The organism is Streptomyces marokkonensis (genome assembly GCF_039539045.1).
In the GTDB taxonomy this organism is placed as follows: domain Bacteria; phylum Actinomycetota; class Actinomycetes; order Streptomycetales; family Streptomycetaceae; genus Streptomyces; species Streptomyces marokkonensis.
This window is the reverse complement of sequence record NZ_BAABCQ010000033.1, coordinates 13,723-34,076: the sequence shown is the minus strand read 5'-3', so window position 1 is coordinate 34,076 and position 20,354 is coordinate 13,723. Positions and strand designations below refer to the sequence as shown.

Annotated in this window: 18 protein-coding genes, 1 other RNA gene and 1 pseudogene; 7 read left to right on the top strand and 13 right to left on the bottom strand. The window is 72.6% G+C overall.

Annotation, left to right across the window (positions count from 1 at the left end):
• Positions 1-119: 119 nt before the first annotated feature.
• The 3 genes from ABEA26_RS11260 to ABEA26_RS11250 all read right to left on the bottom strand — a co-directional run bounded on the left by ABEA26_RS11260 (position 120) and on the right by ABEA26_RS11250 (position 3,680).
• Positions 120-1,139, bottom strand: coding sequence for an N-acetylmuramoyl-L-alanine amidase (locus ABEA26_RS11260; RefSeq protein WP_345591547.1), 1,020 nt, complete (start codon positions 1,137-1,139; stop codon positions 120-122).
• 22 nt (positions 1,140-1,161) lie between these two features.
• Positions 1,162-1,812: a class I SAM-dependent methyltransferase gene (locus tag ABEA26_RS11255; protein ID WP_345591545.1), complete on the bottom strand. Its 651-nt coding sequence runs from the start codon at positions 1,810-1,812 to the stop codon at positions 1,162-1,164.
• A gap of 101 nt (positions 1,813-1,913) precedes the next feature.
• Positions 1,914-3,680 (bottom strand): MFS transporter, encoded by a 1,767-nt coding sequence (locus ABEA26_RS11250; protein WP_345591543.1) that lies wholly within the window; start codon positions 3,678-3,680, stop codon positions 1,914-1,916.
• A gap of 314 nt (positions 3,681-3,994) precedes the next feature.
• Here ABEA26_RS11250 and ABEA26_RS11245 point away from each other — a divergent pair, with 314 nt between their 5' ends.
• Entirely contained in the window at positions 3,995-5,437 is a 1,443-nt protein-coding gene (locus ABEA26_RS11245) for an MFS transporter (protein ID WP_345591541.1), read from the top strand.
• Between the two features lie 91 nt (positions 5,438-5,528).
• Here ABEA26_RS11245 and ABEA26_RS11240 read toward each other — a convergent pair.
• Positions 5,529-5,627: pseudogene (locus tag ABEA26_RS11240) on the bottom strand (DNA-binding response regulator); the annotation flags it as partial.
• Positions 5,628-5,898: 271 nt separating this feature from the next.
• Here ABEA26_RS11240 and ABEA26_RS11235 point away from each other — a divergent pair.
• The gene (locus ABEA26_RS11235) at positions 5,899-6,864 is read left to right on the top strand and encodes a MaoC/PaaZ C-terminal domain-containing protein (RefSeq protein WP_345591540.1); all 966 of its coding nucleotides are present in this window, start codon (positions 5,899-5,901) and stop codon (positions 6,862-6,864) included.
• 117 nt (positions 6,865-6,981) lie between these two features.
• On the opposite strand, the gene ABEA26_RS11230 is transcribed toward ABEA26_RS11235, so the two are convergent.
• Both ABEA26_RS11230 and ABEA26_RS11225 read right to left on the bottom strand, forming a co-directional pair.
• Entirely contained in the window at positions 6,982-7,149 is a 168-nt protein-coding gene (locus ABEA26_RS11230) for a hypothetical protein (protein ID WP_345591538.1), read from the bottom strand.
• Between the two features lie 97 nt (positions 7,150-7,246).
• A complete protein-coding gene (locus ABEA26_RS11225; protein WP_345591536.1) occupies positions 7,247-8,614 on the bottom strand; it encodes a hypothetical protein in 1,368 nt (455 codons plus the stop codon).
• Positions 8,615-8,812: 198 nt separating this feature from the next.
• Between ABEA26_RS11225 and ABEA26_RS11220 the strand changes: the two genes are divergently transcribed.
• The 3 genes from ABEA26_RS11220 to ABEA26_RS11210 all read left to right on the top strand — a co-directional run bounded on the left by ABEA26_RS11220 (position 8,813) and on the right by ABEA26_RS11210 (position 11,806).
• On the top strand, positions 8,813-9,679 hold the full coding sequence (locus ABEA26_RS11220; protein WP_345591534.1) for a Nif3-like dinuclear metal center hexameric protein: 867 nt from the start codon (positions 8,813-8,815) through the stop codon (positions 9,677-9,679).
• Positions 9,676-10,419, top strand: a complete 744-nt coding sequence (locus ABEA26_RS11215; protein WP_345591588.1) for a zinc ribbon domain-containing protein — start codon at positions 9,676-9,678, stop codon at positions 10,417-10,419. The genes ABEA26_RS11220 and ABEA26_RS11215 overlap by 4 nt, the downstream gene beginning before the upstream one ends.
• Before the next feature lie 61 nt (positions 10,420-10,480).
• On the top strand, positions 10,481-11,806 hold the full coding sequence (locus ABEA26_RS11210; protein ID WP_345591586.1) for a bifunctional RNase H/acid phosphatase: 1,326 nt from the start codon (positions 10,481-10,483) through the stop codon (positions 11,804-11,806).
• Here ABEA26_RS11210 and eda read toward each other — a convergent pair.
• The 4 genes from eda to ABEA26_RS11190 form a co-directional block, all read right to left on the bottom strand.
• Positions 11,781-12,449 (bottom strand): bifunctional 4-hydroxy-2-oxoglutarate aldolase/2-dehydro-3-deoxy-phosphogluconate aldolase, encoded by a 669-nt coding sequence (eda, locus tag ABEA26_RS11205; protein ID WP_345591532.1) that lies wholly within the window; start codon positions 12,447-12,449, stop codon positions 11,781-11,783. The genes ABEA26_RS11210 and eda overlap by 26 nt on opposite strands.
• 75 nt (positions 12,450-12,524) lie before the next feature.
• Entirely contained in the window at positions 12,525-13,307 is a 783-nt protein-coding gene (gene yaaA, locus ABEA26_RS11200; RefSeq protein WP_345591584.1) for a peroxide stress protein YaaA, read from the bottom strand.
• Positions 13,308-13,360: 53 nt separating this feature from the next.
• Positions 13,361-13,978 carry a hypothetical protein gene (locus ABEA26_RS11195; protein WP_345591530.1) on the bottom strand — a complete coding sequence of 206 codons (618 nt, stop codon included), beginning with the start codon at positions 13,976-13,978 and terminating at the stop codon, positions 13,361-13,363.
• The gene (locus ABEA26_RS11190; RefSeq protein WP_345591529.1) at positions 13,975-14,778 is read right to left on the bottom strand and encodes a MerR family transcriptional regulator; all 804 of its coding nucleotides are present in this window, start codon (positions 14,776-14,778) and stop codon (positions 13,975-13,977) included. The genes ABEA26_RS11195 and ABEA26_RS11190 overlap by 4 nt, the downstream gene beginning before the upstream one ends.
• A 112-nt stretch (positions 14,779-14,890) precedes the next feature.
• Between ABEA26_RS11190 and rnpB the strand changes: the two genes are divergently transcribed.
• Positions 14,891-15,292: RNase P RNA component class A (gene rnpB / locus ABEA26_RS11185), an RNA gene on the top strand.
• Between the two features lie 48 nt (positions 15,293-15,340).
• Here rnpB and ABEA26_RS11180 read toward each other — a convergent pair.
• The 3 genes from ABEA26_RS11180 to ABEA26_RS11170 all read right to left on the bottom strand — a co-directional run bounded on the left by ABEA26_RS11180 (position 15,341) and on the right by ABEA26_RS11170 (position 18,970).
• Positions 15,341-16,060, bottom strand: a complete 720-nt coding sequence (locus ABEA26_RS11180; RefSeq protein ID WP_345591528.1) for a hypothetical protein — start codon at positions 16,058-16,060, stop codon at positions 15,341-15,343.
• A gap of 235 nt (positions 16,061-16,295) precedes the next feature.
• The gene (locus ABEA26_RS11175; protein ID WP_345591526.1) at positions 16,296-16,976 is read right to left on the bottom strand and encodes a DUF4232 domain-containing protein; all 681 of its coding nucleotides are present in this window, start codon (positions 16,974-16,976) and stop codon (positions 16,296-16,298) included.
• Between the two features lie 944 nt (positions 16,977-17,920).
• Positions 17,921-18,970 (bottom strand): LLM class flavin-dependent oxidoreductase, encoded by a 1,050-nt coding sequence (locus tag ABEA26_RS11170; protein ID WP_345591524.1) that lies wholly within the window; start codon positions 18,968-18,970, stop codon positions 17,921-17,923.
• Positions 18,971-19,323: 353 nt separating this feature from the next.
• Between ABEA26_RS11170 and ABEA26_RS11165 the strand changes: the two genes are divergently transcribed.
• Positions 19,324-20,337, top strand: coding sequence for a glycoside hydrolase family 11 protein (locus tag ABEA26_RS11165; protein WP_345591522.1), 1,014 nt, complete (start codon positions 19,324-19,326; stop codon positions 20,335-20,337).
• Positions 20,338-20,354 lie beyond the last annotated feature (17 nt).

Sequence of the window (20,354 nt, the reverse complement as noted above, 5' to 3'; positions counted from 1 at the left end):
GTCGCTGTCACCATGTCGCCGTCAGGTTCCGGAGTGAAGCGCGGGGGTGGCCCCTCATCGTACGGACGACACTATCGTCCGTACGTCGGAGCTGTCCGCAGGGATGAGCGCGCTGACCACTACCCGCGCAGGAAACTCACGATTCCCTCAGACATCCCTTGCGCCGCCTTCTGCCGCCAGGCACCGCTGGTCAGCAGTGCCGCGTCCTTGCTGTCACGCATGTTGCCGCACTCGATGAACACCTTGGGAACCGTTGACAGATTGAGACCGCCCAGGTCCGTGCGCGTGACGAGACCGGTGCCGCCACCGACGTAGTTGGAGGGCGCGCTGCCCGTGGCGCGGACGAAGTTGCCCGCGATGCGCTGGCCGAGCTCGGCGGAGGGGGCGACGATGGCGCGGGTGTCGGCGTCGCCGTCCCGCACCGAGCCGGGCAGGATGACGTGGAAGCCGCGGTTGCCGGCCCCCGACCCGTCGGCGTGGATCGAGATCGCGGCGTCCGCCTTCGCCTCGTTGCCGATCCGGGCCCGCTCGTCCACGCAGGGCCCGTACGGGCGGTCGTCGTCCTGCGTCAGCCGCACCGTGGCGCCCTGCTTCTCCAGGAGCGTGCGCAGCCGGTGCGCCACGTCGAGGGTGAACTTCGCCTCGGGCCAGCCGGCGTTGGTGGCCGTGCCCGTGGTGTCGCACTCCTTCCAGTGCGTGCCGACGTTCACCTTGCGGTTGATCTCGGAGGCGTGCTGGAAGTTGCCCGGGTTGTGGCCCGGGTCGATGACGACGACCTTGCCCCTGAGGGGGCCGGACGCCGCGGCGGGCGCGGACTTCGAGTTCGAGGGGGAGGGCTTGGCCGCTGTCGCCGACGGGGAGGTGTCCGTGGGCCTGGAGGTGTCCGTGGGCGTCCTGGCGTCGTCGGTGGGTGACGCGGGACCACTGGAGGGCGGCGCCGGTGACGACGTACCCACACCGGCCGCGCGGTCCGCACCGCCCCCGCTGCCGCCCCCGTCGTCCGGGCCGCCGACCGCCGCGTACACCCCCCACCCGAGCAGCGCCCCGGGCACGAGCGCGGCGATCGCCACGGTCAGCGGGCGGCGCAGCGGGGAACGGCGGGGCTGGGGTGGATCGAAGTCCGGGCCTGTGTACGACACGCAGCGACTCTAGACCGAGCCCTCAGATCCCCGCGCCCGTTCGCCGCAGCACGCGCAGCGAGTCGGTCACGGAGACCTCGGTGAACGCCCCGGACGCGAGAGCCCTGAGGTAGACGCGGTACGGGGCCTGACCGGTGAACTCGTCGGCCGGGTCCGGGAAGACGTCGTGGATGACCAGGAGCCCGCCGTCGGCCACGTGCGGCGCCCAGCCCTCGTAGTCGGCGTTCGCGTGCTCGTCGGTGTGGCCGCCGTCGACGAAGACGAGTCCGAGGGGGCCGTTCCAGACCGCCGCCACCTGGGGGGAGCGGCCGACGAGGGCCACGACGTGCTCCTCCAGGCCGGCCCGGTTGAGGGTGCGGCGGAAGGTGGGCAGGGTGTCCATCACGTCCAGTTCCGGGTCGACGGTGTCCGGGTCGTGGTACTCCCAGCCCGGCTGCTGCTCCTCGCTGCCCCGGTGGTGGTCGACGGTGAGCGCGGTCACCCCGGCCCGGCGGGCCGCGTCGGCGAGCAGGACCGTGGAGCGCCCGCAGTACGTGCCGACCTCCAGCAACGGCAGCCCGAGCCCGCCGGCCTCCACTGCCGCCGCGTACAGGGCGAGGCCCTCGTGCGCGGGCATGAACCCCTTCGCGGCCTCGAAGGCGGCCAGGGTGTCGGGGGTGGGTGCCGCGGGCATGAGGGTCCCTTTCGGTGAGGCGGGCGTACGGCGCCTTATGCTGCCGCACCCCCGGCCGCGCGCCGCGACGGGGGTGCGGCAGCCCGGAGGGGGCGGGTGGGTCAGGCGGAGACCGTCTCGCCCGGCAGGGACAGGTCCAGGTCGACCGGGCGCGTGCCGGTGTGGGTCGCCGAGTGGGCGAGCGGGCCGTGGCCCGTGGCGCGGGCGGCCAGGACGTACGGGCCCTCGGCGGGGACGGCGAGGGCGTAGCTCCCGTCACCGGCGGAGAGCGTCGCCCCCGCCTGGCGGCCGTGCCGGTCGATCAGCGTGACCTTGGCGCGGGCGACGGGGACGCCGTCGGCGGTCAGCACCCGGCCGCGGAAGCCGGCCGGCTCCGCGTCGGACGGGAGCCCGCCGGCCAGTGCCCGCTCGGCGCGGGCCAGGTTCGCGTCCTCCTCGCTGCTCGCGCGCAGCCGGGTGGCCGTGGGCGGGCGGTGGCGGGGGAGGAAGAAGGCCAGTGCCAGGCCGACGGCGACCGCGCCGGTCGCGATCAGGAAGGAGACACGGAAGCCCTGCATGGTGGGGACGGCGACCCCGCCGACGTCGTCCGCGGTGCTGGCGAGCACCATGCCGATGACGGCACTCGACACCGACGTACCGATGGACCGCATCAGGGTGTTGAGGCCGTTGGCCGCGCCCGTCTCCGAGGCCGGGACCGCGCCGATGATCAGCGCGGGCAGCGAGGAGTAGGCGAGGCCGATGCCGGCGCCGAGCAGCATCGAGGTGACGACGGTCTGCCAGGCGGCGCTCATCAGGCCGAGGCCGCCGCCGTAGCCGATCGCGATGATCAGCAGGCCGAGGAGCAGGGTCGTCCGGGGGCCGTAGCGGGCGGACAGGCGGGCGTACACCGGTGCCGTGAACATCATCGTCAGACCGAGCGGGGCCACGCACAGACCCGCGACGACCATCGACTGTCCGAGGCCGTAGCCGGTCTCGGAGGGCAGCTGGAGGAGCTGCGGCAGGACCAGGGAGACGACGTAGAAGGCGACGCCGACCATGATCGAGGCGAGGTTGGTGAGCAGGACCTCGCGGCGGGCCGTGGTGCGCAGGTCGACCAGTGGGGCCGCGACGCGCAGCTCCATCAGGCCCCACAGCAGCAGGACCACGACGGCGGCGGCGAACAGACCGAGCGTGGTGGGCGAGGACCAGCCCCAGTCGCTGCCCTTCGTGATCGGCAGGAGGAAGAGGACCAGGCCGGCGGCCAGACCCAGCGCCCCCGGCAGGTCGAAGGAGCCCTTGGCGCGCAGCGGGGACTCCGGTACGACGGCGAGGGTCAGGGCGATGGCGAGGACACCGAGGCCGGCGGCGCCGTAGAACAGGGCGTGCCAGTCGGTGTGCTGCGCGACCAGGGCCGCGGCGGGCAGCGCCAGGCCGCCGCCGACGCCGATCGAGGAACTCATCAGCGCCATCGCCGAGCCGAGCCGCTCGCGGGGCAGCATGTCGCGCATCAGGCCGATGCCGAGAGGTATCGCGCCCATCGCGAAGCCCTGGAGGGTACGGCCGACGATCATGGGGAGCAGGGCGTCGGTGAACGCGCTGACCAGCGCGCCCACCACCATCACCGACAGGCTGGCGATCAGCATGCGGCGCTTGCCGAAGAGGTCGCCGAGCCGGCCCATGATCGGCGTGGCCACGGCTCCGGAGAGCAGTGTGGAGGTCATGACCCAGGTGGCGTTGCCGGGTGCCGTGTCCAGAAGTCGGGGCAGGTCCTTGAAGACCGGGACGAGCAGCGTCTGCATCACCGCGACGACGATGCCCGCGAAGGCGAGCACCGGGACGGTGGCCCCGCTCGCTTTCCGTGCGGGCTCGTCGGTCGTCGTGTCGGACATTGAGTGAGGCCTCCAGGCCGGTGTGAGCGGCGAATGCGTTGCGGTGCGTTGTGGTGCTGTGCGGTGCGTTGCCATGCGTGAACCGCCCGCCGCGGAAGGTGCGGACGCGGTATGTGTGCAGGCTGAACCTCGTACGTCAGGGCAACTATTCCGTTACTTCGAGTCCCTAACGAATTCTTGACCTTCTCTTTGGGGAGTGTCCACGTCCGCGGGCCCGGGGCCGCCCCGGGACGGGATCGGACCGGACCGGACCGGACGGACCGGAAACCAAATCCCGGTGCAAGGGGCGCACCCGGGTTGAGACCATGACACCCATGCTCGAAGCCACCGGTACCGACACCGCCCGAATATCCCCCCGCGGCACACCACCCACCTGGCTGGTCGTGGCGCTCGCGTGCGCCGGACAGTTCCTGGTCGTGCTCGACGTGTCCGTCGTCAACGTCGCCCTGCCGTCGATGCGGACCGACCTCCGACTGAGCGCGCAGGGGCTGCAGTGGGTGGTCAACGCCTACGCCATCGCCTTCGCGGGGTTCATGCTGCTGGGCGGCCGGGCCGGGGACCTGTACGGGCGCAAGCGGATGTTCCTGGTCGGGCTCGGACTGTTCACGCTGGCCTCGCTGGGCGGCGGATTCGCCCAGGAGGGCTGGCAGTTGCTGGCCGCACGGGCCGCGCAGGGACTGGGAGCGGCGGTACTCGCCCCCTCGACGCTCACGATCCTGACCGCGGCGGTGCCGGAGGGGCCGGCACGGGCCCGGGCGATCGCGACCTGGACCGCCGTGGGCGCGGGAGGCGGCGCCGCGGGCGGCCTGGTCGGCGGCGTCCTGGTGGACGGGCTGTCGTGGCGCTGGGTGCTGCTGATCAACGTGCCGGTGGGCGCGGTGGTGCTGGCCGGCGCCGCGTGGTGGCTGACCGAGGGCCGGGCGGGCGAGCGACGGCGCCTCGATCTGCCGGGCGCGCTGCTGGTCACCGCCGGCCTGGCCACCCTGGCCTACGGCATCTCGCAGACCGAGTCCGAGGGGTGGACGGCGGCCGCCACGCTGGTGCCGTTGCTCTCCGGGCTCGCGCTGCTGGCCCTGTTCCTCCTCGTCGAGGCGCGGACGGCGGCGCCGCTGATGCCGCTGGGACTGCTGCGGCTGCGGTCGGTGGCGTCGGCGAACGTGGCGATGCTGGTGTCCGGCTCGTCGATGTTCGCGATGTGGTTCTTCATGACCCTGTACGCGCAGAACGTACTGGGCTACTCACCGCTGGAGGCCGGTTCCGCCCTGGTGCCCAGCTCACTGGCGGTCGTCCTCGCGTCCAAGGCGGCACCGCGGTTCATGCGGGTGATCGGGGCCCGGAACGTGGCCGTGCTGGGCACGCTCGTGGCCGCGGTCGGCTTCGGCTGGCAGTCGACGATGACCGCGGACGGGGGCTACATCACCGCGATCATGATCCCCGGGGTGCTGATGATGCTGGGCGCGGGCCTGGCGGCGACTCCGCTGGCGTCGCTGGCCATCTCCGGAGCGGCGTCCGATGACGCGGGACTGGTCTCCGGGCTGGTCAACACCTCGCGGACGATGGGCGGTTCGCTGGGACTCGCCGTGATGTCGACGATCGCGGCGGCCCGCGCCGGGGGAGAGGACGCCGGGCCGGTGGCGCTGACGGAGGGGTACGCGCTGGTCTTCCGCACGGCGGCGGTGGTGCTGGTCGCCGGGGCGGTGCTGATGCGGGTGTGGCTGCCGCCGGGGGAGCGGGCGAAGCGCGGGGCGCGGGGATGACGTCGGCTCGGACGCCGGGCGCATCGGGATCCGGGCCCCGGCCCCGTCGGAACGACGCCGCGCGGACCGGCTTCCGCCCGCTCCGTCCGGCTCAGAGCCAGCCCTGGTGCCGGGCCTCGCGGAGCGCCTCCGCGCGGTTGCGGGTGGCGGTCTTGCCGATGGCCGCGGAGAGGTGGTTGCGGACCGTCGCGTGGACCGCCGCGCCGGCCGCCAAGCGTTCGGGTGGCACGAGATCGTGCCCGTTCGCCGTGCTTGTGTGCGGGTCATGGCCGTCGACTCCCCGGGGTGTGGTGTGGGTGTGTGGTCGGTGCCTTGGGTGGCATACGGGCGACGCTACGGAGTCGGCGGGGGCGGGCGGCAGATGCGGTTCTCCGGAGAACGGCAGGACAAATGTCATGGGTGACCGGCGTCCCGTACGGTCGTGACGAGGCAGTCCGTGATGCCGGTACCGGGGGAGAGCCATGCCCATCGACGCAGCCGAGGCGCTCGCCGCCGGACCCCGTGTCCGCGAGATCGCCTGGGACCACAAGGACGTCCAGCTCTACCACCTAGGCATCGGCGCCGGACTGCCCGCCACCGACCCACGCGAGCTGCGCTACACCCTGGAGTCCCGGCTGCACGTCCTGCCGAGCTTCGCCACCGTCGCCGGCGGCGGTCCGCCCGGTGTGATCGGCGCGCTGTCCGTGCCCGGGGTGGACGTCGACCTCGCCCACGTCCTGCACGGCGGGCAGTGCCTGCGACTGCACCGGCCCGTTCCGGTGCGGGGCCGGGCGAGCGCGGCCTCGCGCGTCGTCGCCGCGTACGACAAGGGCACGGCGGCCGTCCTCGTCCTGCGCACCGAGGTCACCGACGAGGGCGGGCCGCTGTGGACCGACGAGGCCGAGGTCTTCGTACGCGGAGAAGGCGGCTGGGGCGGTGAGCGGGGACCGTCCGGGCGCACGGTGCCGCCGCCGGCCGCGGCGCCGGACCACGTGGCCGAGCGATCCGTACGCGAGGACCAGGCCCTGCTCTACCGGCTCTCCGGCGACTGGAACCCCCTGCACGCCGACCCGGAGTTCGCCGCGCGCGCCGGCTTCGAACGGCCCGTCCTGCACGGGCTGTGCACCTACGGCGGCACGCTCAAGTCGGTCGTCGACTCGCTGCTGGAGGGTGACGTGACCAGGGTGCGCGAGTACCGCGCGCGGTTCGCCGGGGTCGTGTATCCGGGGGAGACACTGCGGGTGCGCATGTGGCGCTCCGAAGAGCCGACGTCCGGCGGCGCGGCGTGGACGTCCGGCGGCGCGGTGCCGGCGGCCGGTGGCGCGGTGCCGGCGGCCGGTGGCGCGGTGCGGGTGGCCGGTGGCGCGGTGCGGGTGGCCGTGAGCGCCGTGGACCGGGACGACGCGCCGGTCCTCGCCGACACCGTCGTCCGGTACGGATTCCGGTAAGGGTGACGACGACGGCCCACGGCAACGGCCCCGTCCGTCGGAGTGACGGACGGGGCCGGAGCCGCTTGCTTGCTCGCTTCTTGTTCCTGCTTCGTACTCTTTGCCTCTGACGTGCCGTCAGGCCGCCGTGTCGGCCTCTTCGGCCGGTTTGCGGTGGCGGCCCCGTGGAGTCGCCGCGTCGTCCTGACTGGAGACCGGACCTCGGTGCCGGCCGTGGCCGGTGTCGGTCTCGAGAACGTCGGCACCGGCGGCCTGTATCGGCTGGGTCGTGCTGGCGTCGTTCATCGGAAGGAATTCACCCCGTCAACATGATCTTTCCTACAGCCGGGCGAGTGTAACCGGCACACCTCGGCCCGAATCCAGGCGACCACGCCAACCGGCACTACTTCGTTACAAGCTGTGCCAGCGGGGCCTGTTGCAGCGGTACGGGGCGGGGTGAAGCGGACGCCTCGGCGCCCGCTTCGCCCCTTCCGTCAGGGTTGTCCGGAGCCGTGTACTCCGCATCGCGCGCGCCTTCAGCGTCCCGCGCAGGCGTGGCATCCATCGCGCCCCCCGCACCCCTCGCACCCCTCGCACCCATCGCGAGTTCCGCGTCCATCACGAGTCCCGCGCCCCCCGGGCCGCCCGCGCCCCCTGAACCGCCCGCGTCCCCCGGGCTGCCAGGGTCCCTGGCGCCCCCCGCGCCCATTGGACCGCCCAGATCCCCCGTCCGCGGCCCGTCGCCCGCCGCGCGTGCGGTCAGCCGCGCCACACCGCACGGCGACTGTGGTGTGGCGCACGGCAGGCGCAGCTCCCCGTCCGCGGTCCACAGCCCGGCCCCCGGCAGCCATCCCTCGGGGGCCGGAAGGTGACGCACCTGCCGTTCGTCGGGCCGCCATACGCCGACCCAGCTGCCGAACGCGCCGTCCAGGCGCAGCGCCACCGCGCAGCGCTCCGGCGTGAGCGCCTGGCCCGGCTGGATCGCGAACGGTGTGACGACGCAGTCCGGCAGCCGCAGGCACTCAGGAAAGCGCACCGGCAGCGTGCTGCCCAGGACGCCCCAGCCGAGTCGTTCGTGCCCCGGCGAGGGCGCGTCGGAGCGGATCAGCACCAGCCCGCTGTCCGGGTCGGCCAGCAGTATCCGGTCGTCGCTGTCCGCGGCGATCTGCAACAGCGGCGACACCTCGCCGGCCCGCTCCAGATCCACCACGACCGCCTTGGTGCGCCCGCCGGTCTCCCGGTCCACGGCGAGTATCCGGCCCGTGCGGTCCAGCCAGACCCCGCCCGAGCAGCGGCCGGGGATCTCGGCGACCCGCAGAGGACCGAAGAGGCCGCCCGCGACCTGCCACAGCACCGACGCACGCGGGCCGACCGCGAGGGCGTACGCCCGCTCGCCACCGGGAACCGGCGGCAGCAGCCGCAGCGCGGTGGTGTCCGACGGGCACTCGACCGCGCCGAGCGACAGCTCGCCGGTGCCGGGCCCGGTCGGATACAGCAGCGAGAAGACGTGCCGCCCGGCCGCGACGCGGTGGACCAGGACCCGTCCGTCACTCATCGGCTGCACGTCGGTGCCGGGCTCCTCCGGCTGATGGCCGGGCAGCGGCACCGCGTACGGTTCGGGGCCGTCCAGGGTCCAGCGCTCCGGGTACCAGGAGTCTCCGCGCAGGGCGAGGCGCGCGGCGTAGGCGCCCTCCGCGGTGATGCTGCAGGCCGCCCGCCGGGGGCCGCCGTTCCCGGGGTCCGCCGAAGGCTCGATTGCACAGACCGTCATCGTTCGGTCACCTCCAGCGACGAAGCTAGTTTCGTACGCACGGGCGGGGGACCGGCGACAGTCCGCATCACACATACGTGTGGCACAGGAACGATTCGCCTGAGGGAAGGGTGCGGTGTGTGCTGCGCGGGAGTGGTGCGGTCGCGGGGGGCGTGCTGTGGGTACAGCGGCGCAGAACCTCCAGGTAGCCTTGCATCCGTGCCCCGTCTGTCAGAAGTAATCGCCGCGCTGGAGAACCTGTGGCCCGCCGAGCGGGCCGAGTCCTGGGACGCGGTCGGCACCGTCGTGGGCGACCCCGACCAGGAGGTCTCGCGGGTCCTGTTCGCCGTCGACCCGGTCCAGGAGACCGTCGACGAGGCGGTGAAGCTGGGCGCCGACCTGCTCGTCACCCATCACCCGCTGTATCTGCGGGGGACGACGACGGTCGCGGCCTCCACCTTCAAGGGCCGCGTGGTGCACACGCTCATCAAGAACGACATCGCCCTGCACGTCGCCCACACCAACGCCGACACCGCCGACCCGGGCGTCTCCGACGCGCTGGCCGGCGCGCTCGACCTGCGCGTCGTACGTCCCCTGGTGCCGGACCCGACCGACCCCGAGGGGCGCCGCGGTCTCGGCCGCGTGTGCGAGCTGGAGCACCCGCTGACCGTGCGGGAGTTCGCCGCCCGTGCCGCCGAGCGGCTGCCCGCCACCGCGCAGGGCATCCGCGTCGCCGGCGACTCCGAGGCCACCGTCCGCACGGTCGCCGTCAGCGGCGGCTCCGGCGACAGCCTCTTCGGCCACGTCCGGGCAGCCGGTGTCGACGCCTTCCTCACCGCGGACCTGCGCCACCACCCGGTGTCCGAGTTCACCGCTGATCGCGCCCACAGTCCCCTCGCGCTGCTCGACGCGGCGCACTGGGCCACCGAGTGGCCCTGGTGCGAGCTGGGCGCGGCCCAGCTCGACGAGATCTCCGACCGGCACGGCTGGGACCTCAGGGTCCACGTCTCCAAGACGGTCACCGACCCCTGGACCGCCCACGCGGCGTCCGCCCCGACCTCCAACACAATGGGAGCCCCCAACTGAAAGCCGCGCCCGCCGACCAGATCCGACTCCTCGACGTCCAGGGCCTGGACGTGCGGCTCCAGCAGCTCGCGCACAAGCGCAGGTCCCTGCCCGAGCACGCCGAGATCGACTCGCTGACCAAGGACCTCACGCAGCTGCGCGACCTGCTCGTCGCCGCGCAGACCGAGGAGAGCGACTGCGCCCGCGAGCAGACCAAGGCCGAGCAGGACGTGGACCAGGTGCGCCAGCGCGCCACCCGCGACCAGCAGCGCCTGGACTCCGGCGCCGTCACCTCCCCCAAGGACCTGGAGAACCTCCAGAGCGAGATCATTTCCCTTGCCAAGCGGCAGGGCGACCTCGAGGACGTCGTCCTGGAGGTGATGGAGCGCCGCGAGTCCGCGCAGGAGCGGGTCGCCGAGCTGACCGAGCGGGTCGGCGCGGTGCAGGGCAAGGCCGACGACGCCGCCGCGCGCCGGGACGCCGCCGTCGAGGAGCTGGACGGCGAGGCGGCCTCGGTGACCAAGGAGCGCGAGGTCATCGCGGGCTCGGTCCCCGCGGACCTGCTGAAGCTCTACGAGAAGCTGCGCGAGCAGCAGGGCGGCGTCGGTGCGGCCAAGCTGTACCAGCGCGGCTGCCAGGGATGCCGCCAGGAGCTGGCGATCACCGAGCTGAGCGAGATCCGCTCGGCGGCGCCCGACACGGTCGTACGCTGCGAGAACTGCCGCCGCATCCTGGTGCGCACGGCCGACTCCGGGCTGTAGGGGAGCCGTTTCGGTGGCAGATCCCGTGTCGGGTCGACAGGCGGGCCAGGGGGTGGGCACGGTGACAGGTCCGGCGGCGGTCCCGGCGCGGAAGTTCGTCGTCGAGGCCGACGGCGGGTCGCGGGGCAACCCGGGGCCCGCGGGCTACGGGGCCGTCGTCCTGGACGCGGCGACCGGGCAGACCCTGACCGAGGCCGCCGAGTACCTCGGCGTCGTCACGAACAACGTGGCCGAGTACCGGGGCCTGCTGGCCGGTCTGCGCGCGGCGCGGGAGCTGGACCCGGACGCGACCGTCCACGTCCGGATGGACTCCAAGCTCGTCGTCGAGCAGATGTCGGGCCGCTGGAAGATCAAGCACCCCGACATGAAGCCGCTGGCGGCCCAGGCGGCACGCGTCTTCCCGCCGGGGCGGGTGACGTACGAGTGGATCCCCCGCGCGAGCAACAAGCACGCCGACCGTCTGGCCAACGAGGCGATGGACGCGGGGGCCCGCGGCGAGCAGTGGTCCGCGTCCACGTCGACGGCGGAACTGGACGCGGGCGCGGCGGCGGGGGCCGTGGAGGCGGGGGATGCCGATCCCGGTGCCGGTGCCGGTGCCGGTGCCGGTGCCGGTGTCGGCGCCGCCGTGGGCGAACGTATCGCTCAGACGGCCCGGACGGACGCCGAGACCACCGGCGTCCCTCACCCTGCTGCCGCCGCCGACGACGACGACGTGCGGGCCGCGAAGACCGTGGCCTCACCCGGCTGGGGACCCCCCGACATGGGCGCCCCCGCCACCTTCGTCCTGCTCCGGCACGGCGAGACGCCCCTCACCCCGCAGAAGCGGTTCTCCGGAAGCGGCGGCAGCGATCCGTCCCTGTCCTCCGTGGGCCGGGAACAGGCCGGGAAGGTCGCCGAGAGCCTCGCCCGGCGCGGCACGATCCAGGCGGTCGTGGCCTCCCCGCTGGCCCGCACGCGCGAGACGGCGGGCATCGTCGCCGCCCGCCTCGGCCTGGAGGTGATGGTCGACGAGGGCCTGCGGGAGACCGACTTCGGCGCCTGGGAGGGGCTCACCTTCGGCGAGGTGCGCGAGCGGTATCCCGAGGACATGGACGCCTGGCTCTCCTCCCCGGACGCCGAGCCGACCGGCGGCGGCGAGAGCTTCGCGGCCACCGGCGCCCGGGTCGCCGCCACCCGCGACCGGCTGGCCGCGGCGTACGCGGGCCGCACGGTGCTGCTGGTCTCCCACGTGACGCCGATCAAGACGTTCGTACGGCTCGCCCTGGGCGCCCCGCCCGAGTCGCTGTTCCGCATGGAACTGTCGGCGGCCTCGCTGTCGGCGGTGGCGTACTACGCGGACGGCGGCGCCAGCGTCCGGCTGTTCAACGACACGTCCCACCTGCGCTGAGCCCAGCCGCCTCCCGGGCCAGCGCCTCCACGCGCCCCCAGTCACGGCCGGCCACCGCGTCCTTCGGGAGCATCCAGCTGCCCCCGACGCAGCCGACGTTGGGCAGCGCCAGGTACTCCGGCGCGGAGGCCGGGGTGATGCCGCCGGTGGGGCAGAAGCGGGCCTGCGGCAGCGGAGCGGCGAGTGCCTTGAGGTAGGCGGTGCCGCCCGCGGCCTCGGCCGGGAAGAACTTCATCTCCCGCACCCCGTGCTCCAGCAGCGCCACCACCTCCGAGGTGGTCGACACCCCCGGCAGGAACGGCACCCCGGACGCCCGCATCGCCGCCAGCAGCCCGTCCGTCCACCCCGGGCTGACCAGGAACCGCGCCCCGGCCGCCACGACCTCCCCGACCTGCTCCGGCGTGATGACGGTGCCCGCGCCGACCACCGCGCCCGGCACCTCACCGGCGATGGCGCGGATCGCGTCGAGGGCGACCGGCGTCCGCAGCGTCACCTCGATCGCGGGCAGCCCGCCGGCGACGAGTGCCCGGGCGAGCGGCACGGCGTCGGCGAGGTCGTCGACGACCACGACGGGCACGACGGGCGCGAGATCCAGCACCGACGGCGTCGAGGCGTGGGGGGAGGAGGGCAGGGGAGAGGTCATGCCCTCATCGTGCCGCCGACAAGCGCCCTGTGCAATAACCGTTGCGACATACGCAACGACCGGAAGGTCGGCGGCTCAGTGGACCTCCGCCACCAGCACGTCCAGCGACCACGGCTTCCCCGCCTTCGCGGGCGCCTGGGCCTCCACCTCGTACCCCAGGTCCCGCAGCGCCTCCACCAGCTCCGCAGGCCCCTCGGGCGCGCTCGCGGACGCCAACAGGCTCCGTACGATCCGTCCCTTGGTCGCCTTGTTGAAGTGGCTGACCACCTTCCGGGTCGGCGCGTGCAGCACCCGCACGGTCGCCGTCCGCCCGGCGAGCTCACCCTTCGGCTTCCACGCCGCCGCGTACGCCGACGAGCGCAGGTCCAGCACCAGACGGTCCCCGGCCACCTCGGGCAGCACCTCGGCCATCGGCGCCCGCCAGTACGCGCCCAACGCCCCGAGCCCGGGAAGCCTCACGCCCATCGAGCACCGGTAGGAGGGAATCCGGTCGGTCACCCGCACCGCACCCCACAGCCCGGAGAACACGAGCAGCGAACGGGCGGCCCGCTTCCTGGCCGCCGCGTCCAGCGAGGCCAGGTCCAGGGCGTCGTACAGCACGCCGGTGTAGATCTCCCCGGCCGGACGCGCCCCCGCCGTCCGCAGCTCCGTGTTCTTGGCGACCTCGCCGCGCAGCCCCTCGCTCAGCCCGAGCACCTCGCGCGCCTTCTCCTCGTCACCGGCGCACAGCTCGACCAGTTCGCCGAGGACGGTCTCCCGGGCGAGGGTGAGCCCCGGCAGGGACAGCGACCCGGTCTTCAGCGGGGCGCCCCGACCGGACGCGGCCTTGCCCTCCGACGGGGGCAGCAGGACAAGCACAGACACTCCTTCACTCCGCGCTCCCGGGCTCCATCACCCCAGGAGGCTCCTGGTCAGGGTACGGCGTACCCGTCCCGCGCCCGCTCGACGGCCCGTACGAGACCACCGGCGTCGTCGGCGTGAAAGCGCACGACGCGCACCTCGCGCCGCCGGCCGAGGAAGGTGACGTGGGCGACGGGCTCGGCGAGCTCGATCGTGACGGAGGTCTGCGCACCCACGACGAGATCGAGCTCACCGTCCGCCCCCCGCTCGTGCGTCGTCCGCAGCTCGCGCCGCACGGAGGCGATCCGCTCCAGCGGTATCCGTACGTCGACGTGCACGGCCTGTCGTACGCGCAGGGTGCCGGCATCCGGGTCCAGGACGTGCGGGCGGACCACGGAAGCGGCGTGCAGCCCGGCGACGAAGACGATGGTGTACACGTCCAGCACCAGCACCACGAGGTGCACGGTGGGCCAGTCGCGCAGCAGCAAGGACAGCATCACCGTCTCGACCACGCACACGAACCCGAACCCGGCCATCATCGCGCCCTGCCCCCGCGCGTACCCGAACACGGCCCCACCGGCCGTCGCCCCGTCGGTCCGCCGCGCCGCCCACAGCCACAGACCGGCCAGCAGCCGCAGCTCGTGCCGGACCATGAGGTGCGGGAGTGTGACGAAGGACGAGCCCCTCATGACCGCCGCCCCCTCGACGCGATTTCCATGGCCTGCCGGATCGCCTCCGCCTGCCCCGGCGCGAAGTCGGCGTACAGGGCCCCCAGGAAACCGGAGCCGGAGCCGGAGCCAGGGCCGGAGCCGGAGCCGGAGCCGGAGCCGGGGTCCAGTACGACGCCCTCCTCGGGCAGCAGTCCCTCGGGCAGGCAGCCGGCGAGCACCCGCGCCGCCCGAGCCACCCGCGGATCGTCGGCGCCGGCGTCGGCCAGCTCGTCGAGCAGCGCGTAGGCACGGTGGGCCCGCGCCACCGCCTCCGGCGAGCCCAGACCGTCGCGCAGCGCGGCCAGCAGCCCCTCCCGCTCCTCCGGCGCCACCGTGCTCTCCAGCAGCGCCAGCATCTCCCGGTCCCGTACGGCCATGGGAGAGCCGGAGACGTCCCCCATACCGGCGAACAGCTCGGCCAGCTCCGCCGACACCGGCCCCTCGGGCGGCAGCGCGCCCTCCGTCTCCAGCAGCGCCCGCAACCGCGCCCGGCGCTCCCGGATCGCCGCCTCCTGCCGCGCCAGATCCACGTCCAGTTCTTCCAGTACCTCGGCCAGATCCTTTCCGGCCTCGTCCGCAAGCACGTCCCGCACCTCCGCCAGCCCGAGCCCCAGCTCGGTCAGCCGCCGGATCCGGGCGAGCACGACGACGTGCCGCAGGGTGTACGTCCGATAACCGTTGGCCAGCCGCTCCGGCTCGGGCAGCAGGCCCTGATGGTGGTAGTGCCGCACGGTCCGCGTGGTGACGCCGACAGCGTCGGCGAGCTCTCCGATTCGCATGACCTCAGTGAAGACGTTGACGTTGCGACAGGGTCAAGCGCGACGAGCCCGGCTTCCTCCGAGGCCGTCCGTACGTCCCCGCCACGCCCGGTACCATGGTCCACACGGCAGACGAGCCGGGCGGGCGGCCGCGTGGAGTCCCTTGCGGGACTTCCCGAGGAACGTCCGGGCTCCACAGGGCAGGGTGATGGCTAACGGCCACCCGGGGTGACCCGCGGGACAGTGCCACAGAAAGCAGACCGCCGGAGGCTTCGGTCTCCGGTAAGGGTGAAACGGTGGTGTAAGAGACCACCAGTGCCCAGGGCGACCTGGGCAGCTAGGTAAACCCCACCCGGAGCAAGGTCAAAAGGAGACACCCCGGTGTCTCTGCGCGGACGTTCGAGGGCTGCCCGCCCGAGTTCGCGGGTAGACCGCACGAGACCGGTGGCAACGCCGGTCCTAGATGGATGGCCGTCGCCGGCGGGCCCGCGAGGACCCACCGGAACAGAACCCGGCGTACAGCCCGACTCGTCTGCCGCCACCTGCGCCGAGCGCTGCCCGGGCAGCCGTCACTCTCGCCTCACTACTGATGTGGGCGTGACATCCAAGGTGATTTCCGAACCGATGGCGTGCCCTCGGGGGTGGTGTATACACAAGAGCCGAAGTCGCTCCACCCCGGCTGGAGTTTGTCCCAGTCGCCACTGCCGTAGTAGTCGGTGTCGTCCCCGCTCAGGGTCACGCCGCCGTCCTTCTGGCGGCCGACGTAATGCTTGTAGCCCCCGTCTCCGACGGACTGGAAGACGTGCAGCTCGGCGCGCCCGTCCCGGTTCTCGTCGGTCGCACGCACCGCGGCGACGAAGAGCGGGCTCTGAACGCGGATGGTGCCGCTCCGGCTGCCGCTCAGGTCCCGGGCGAGCGGTCCGTAACGCACCTCATGCACGAGCAGGTTGGGGCGGGGACTGTCCCCGATGTCGTCCTGGCTGTGGAACAACGCCAGATCGAGGTAGCCGTCGCCGTCGAAGTCGCCGAACGTGCCCCGGGTCTCCAGGTCCGGCGTCACCAGGCCGCGGGCCTTCTGCCATACGCCGATCGCCTCGCCGACACCGACCTCGACGCGGTCGTCGGCCCGGCTGAAGAGGACGGAGACCTTTCCCGAGCGGTCGGGGTCGCGCAACTCGTCCAGGCGCCCGTCCGCGTCCACGTCGGCGGTCAGGCTGGTGTTGCCCGTGTCGGAGCACACCACCGTCGGTGCGTGATCACCGGGCTCGGGACCGGAAGCGACGAAGAGCACTGTGGCGACCACTCCCAGAGCGGCTCCCGCGCTGATGAGGAGCCGCCGTCGCCGGCATGCGTACGGCCGTCTCAACAGCGAAAGGGATATGCCACTGACACTGTCCTGTTGAGGACTCACGGGTTCCGCCATGGCGGGATCCTAGTGTCCGAACACAGCGTCGCCGAGACGTTGATCATCAGGTCCGGCACCACCGTCTCGATGGGCCAAGCCGTCCCTTCCGGCGGCGGAAATCCGGGCCAACGGGTCAGCTCGCCCCGCCCTGGCCCGCGCTGCCCATCGGGCCGACCGTGACGGGGGAGCCGGTGCCGTCGGTGACGGGCAGGGTGCCGGCGCCCGGCCACGCGAGGGTGACCGACTTCGTCTCGTTCGGCGGGGTCACCACGAGGTCGGTGATCCTGACGCCGGAGCCGCCCGAGTCGTTGAGCGGGTAGAAGATGCCGAAGGACACCGACTCACCGTCCTTGAGCGTCATGGGGTCGGACGCCTGGTCACTGCGCTCGGCGGACAGATCCCCCGCGCTGGTCTTCAGGTCGACGCCCGCGTACCCGTTCAAGGCACAGTCGCGGCCGCCACCGTTCTTGAACGTGACCGCGACCGAGCCTTCCTCGTCACCGCCGATGGTGGCGTCCGACGCGCTGATCTCCAGTTCGTCGGTACGGCACTTGCCGCCCGCGGCGCCCGTGTCGGTACCGCCCCCGGCGGCGTCCGTACCCCCGCCCTGCTCCGAACCGCCCTGCTCGGATCCTTCCTGCTCGGAGCCCTGCTCCGAACCGGCGGAACCCGAGGCGGTGTCCGAGGTGGAGGAGGAGGCGGCGGAGGAGGACGCCCCGTCGCTCTGTGCCGCGCCGTCGTCGCCGTTGCAGGCCGTGAGCGAGAGCCCCGCGGCGACGGCCAGGGCGGCGAAGGTGAGCTTGCGAACGCGCATCGTTACTTCCTCAGTCTCTGTGGATCGTGTCGGCCGCCCGGTCCCTGTCGGACCCCGTCGGTACGAGCGAGCGTTTCTGATCACCAAGACACGTCCGCCCCACGACCCGTTCCACGCCACCACCGCTCCGGACACTGCTGTTACACAAAACCCCGGTACGCCGCGGACCGTCCCGAGGAAGGCGGTCGGCTCCCGCACCCTGCCGCGCCTCTCACTCGGCGCCGTCCGGCCCGGGAATTCGGGGCCCGGGCCCGGTGCGCCCCCGGCACACCGGCCCCGCGCGGCACCGGGAGCGGACATCGTGCCCGGCCCGGGTCGGCACCTCCCGCCAACATCACCGGCCGGCACAGATCCGTGACCCGGTGGAGATCGTCTTCGCAAGACCCGCGGCTCGAACACGGACGACACGGACCTGCGTGGCGATCTCGACGGCCTCATGACGGAGCCGGCAGCCGAGATCCGCAGGCTTCCCCCGAGGCCGCGGCTCACCCTGCGGAGCCGCGACGTCGACTTCTTCGAGAAGCAGGCGCAGAGCGCGGGCGTTGTGGAGACGCTGCCGGCGCTCGAGCCGGAAGGCTTGCGGACCGACGCGCAGAAGGCCGTGCGACGCGACCGCCCTGCACCGCAGTCTGCCCGCGCTGCCGGAGGAGAGAGTCGGCCGGCGCCGGCCCGGAGGCTCGCCGAGCGGACGTTCCTGGTCGTGGTCCCCCGGACCTCGTCGGCGCCCACCGCATCTTCAGCGTCATGAACTCCCGGAGCCTGGAGCCTGGACCTGTCGCCCACCGACTCTTCACGTCACGGGCGATCGGGGACCTGGATGACGCGGACTCCGACGCGTACGCCACCACCTGGGAGGACGCCGAGGAGATGCTGGGGGCGGGACGACTTCGCGGAACCCTTCCTGCGCCTGCGGACGATCTGGGACGACAGCCCTTCTCCGCCCCTCACCCGAGCGCCGGCATCACCCGCTCGGCGATGAGCCGCAGCTGCGTGTCCACGTCCGCCGCCTCCGGGAGGTCGCGACCCGTGAACGTCTTCACCAGGGCGCGGTCGGTGATCGCGCAGATCATGTGGTTCACACCGCTGGGAGCGATGTCCCGCTCGATCTTCGCCAGGCACTCCTCGGGGGTGCCCGCGACGGAGAGGCGCTCGGCGATCTCCGGGGTCGTCAGCTCGATGCCGCGGGCCAGGTCGCCGGCGCCGATCGCGTCGATGACCGGCTTCAGCTCTGCCGGGTCCACGCCGTTGCGGAGCAGTTGTTCCTCGGGCATCGAGGAGGCGTAGATGCCGACCATGCTGCGGGCCGCCTCCTTGGCCGCCGCCGAGTCGGGGCCGGTCGCGAAGACCACCCAGGCTCCGATGTCCAGGGACCGCCAGTCCTTGCCGGCGCGCTCCGCGCCCGCCCGGATGTGGTGTACGGCGTAGTCGTAGGCCTCGCGGGTGTAACTCAGGGCGTGGTGGCAGCCGTCGGACAACTCGCCGGCGGCCTCGAAGGACTTGGGCCCGCGCATCGCGCCGAGCTTCAGCGGCAGCCGTTCCTGCACGGGGCGGGCGAACGTGAACAGGCCGTCGTAGGAGAAGAACTCGCCGTCGTGCGTGATCGCGCCCTCGTCGAGGAAGGTGCGCATCACGTGCAGGGCTTCCTTGACCCGTGACAGTGGCCTGGTGCAGGCCCAGTCGATGCGGTACTGGGCGAGGAGGCCGAAGTTGCCGCTGGACAGGACGCCTTCGGCGCGGCCGTCGGAAAGTTCGTCGAGCGTGGCGAGGGCCTGTGCGATCAGGGTCGGCTCGCGCAGCGTGACCGGGGAGACGCTCGGACCGAGACGGATGCGGCTCGTGCGGCCGGCGGCCGCCGCGAAGAGGAGCCACAGGTCCTTGTGCCAGGTCTCGTCGGCGGCGTAACAGGCGTGGAAGCCCAGCTCGTCGGCGAGCTGGATGGACTTCAGGGACTCGGTCAGTGGGTAGTCGGGGAGCATCGCGTAGCTGAACTTCACGGGCGACACCTTCCGGTGCGGGAAACGGTGTGCGGCTCTCTGGCGCTCTGCCTTCCCGAGGATGTTGGGTCCGGCTCGTCGTTGTCCAGAGGGCCGGTAGGTGTCGAAAGTTTCGACAGGTCGCATGGCGATTTCTGATCACGGTCGAGGACGGAATCGTCTTGCGTGGTCACTTCGGTCCGTACGGCCGGACTGAACAGCTCTTACGTTCGACGAGTGAGCCTCGGCGGGATGCCGAAGGTTTCGAAACTTCCACCGAAAGTGTTGACGCTTGACGAGTGCAGGCCAACACTGGCGCCGTTGTCGCACCCTCAACGACCCCTCACGACCCTCACGGAGAGGAAGCACCCCCCATGAACGTGCTCGTCCAACCCGGGCGTCGCAGAAGCGGCCCCGTCACGCTGCTCGTCAGGAGCGCGTGGGCCTTCGCGCTGGCCGCACTGGCCGCGATGATGCTGCCGGGTACCGCCCACGCCGGCACGGTCGTCACGACCAACCAGGAGGGCACCAACAACGGCTACTACTACTCGTTCTGGACCGACAGCCAGGGCACCGTCTCCATGGACATGGGCTCCGGCGGTCAGTACAGCACCTCGTGGCGCAACACCGGCAACTTCGTCGCCGGCAAGGGCTGGAGCAACGGCGGACGCAGGACCGTGCAGTACTCGGGCACCTTCAACCCGTCCGGCAACGCGTACCTGACCCTCTACGGGTGGACGTCGAACCCGCTCGTCGAGTACTACATCGTCGACAACTGGGGAACCTACCGGCCCACGGGCGAGTACAAGGGCACCGTGACCTCCGACGGCGGCACCTACGACATCTACAAGACGACCCGCCACAACGCGCCCTCCGTGGAAGGCACCCGTACCTTCGACCAGTACTGGAGCGTGCGGCAGTCCAGGCGGACCGGGGGCACCATCACCACCGGCAACCACTTCGACGCGTGGGCGCGGGCCGGGATGCCGATGGGCAACTTCAGCTACTACATGATCATGGCCACCGAGGGCTACCAGAGCAGCGGCAGCTCGAACATCACCGTCGGCGGTACGGGTGGCGGCGGTGGCGGCGGTGGCGGCGGTGGCGACAACGGCGGGGGCGGCGGGTGCACCGCCACGCTCTCCGCCGGGCAGCGGTGGGGCGACCGGTACAACCTCGACGTCGCGGTCAGCGGGTCGAGTGACTGGACGGTGACGATGAACGTGCCGTCCCCGGCGAAGGTCCTGTCGACCTGGAACGTCAACGCGAGTTATCCCAGCGCGCAGACGCTGACCGCCAAGTCGAACGGCAGTGGCAACAACTGGGGTGCCACCATCCAGGCCAACGGCAACTGGACCTGGCCCTCGGTCTCCTGCAGCGCGGGCTGACCCCGGACACGAGCAGA

Bases quoted from the DNA above. Each gene is read 5' to 3' on its own strand.
- ABEA26_RS11225 (WP_345591536.1), bottom strand. From the start codon at position 8,614: ATGACGGTCTGTGCAATCGAGCCTTCGGCGGACCCCGGGAACGGCGGC.
- ABEA26_RS11190 (WP_345591529.1), bottom strand. From the start codon at position 14,778: ATGCGAATCGGAGAGCTCGCCGACGCTGTCGGCGTCACCACGCGGACC.
- ABEA26_RS11230 (WP_345591538.1), bottom strand. From the start codon at position 7,149: ATGAACGACGCCAGCACGACCCAGCCGATACAGGCCGCCGGTGCCGAC.
- ABEA26_RS11245 (WP_345591541.1), top strand. From the start codon at position 3,995: ATGCTCGAAGCCACCGGTACCGACACCGCCCGAATATCCCCCCGCGGC.
- ABEA26_RS11235 (WP_345591540.1), top strand. From the start codon at position 5,899: ATGCCCATCGACGCAGCCGAGGCGCTCGCCGCCGGACCCCGTGTCCGC.
- ABEA26_RS11165 (WP_345591522.1), top strand. From the start codon at position 19,324: ATGAACGTGCTCGTCCAACCCGGGCGTCGCAGAAGCGGCCCCGTCACG.
- ABEA26_RS11175 (WP_345591526.1), bottom strand. From the start codon at position 16,976: ATGCGCGTTCGCAAGCTCACCTTCGCCGCCCTGGCCGTCGCCGCGGGG.
- ABEA26_RS11250 (WP_345591543.1), bottom strand. From the start codon at position 3,680: ATGTCCGACACGACGACCGACGAGCCCGCACGGAAAGCGAGCGGGGCC.
- eda (WP_345591532.1), bottom strand. From the start codon at position 12,449: ATGACCTCTCCCCTGCCCTCCTCCCCCCACGCCTCGACGCCGTCGGTG.
- ABEA26_RS11195 (WP_345591530.1), bottom strand. From the start codon at position 13,978: ATGAGGGGCTCGTCCTTCGTCACACTCCCGCACCTCATGGTCCGGCAC.
- ABEA26_RS11255 (WP_345591545.1), bottom strand. From the start codon at position 1,812: ATGCCCGCGGCACCCACCCCCGACACCCTGGCCGCCTTCGAGGCCGCG.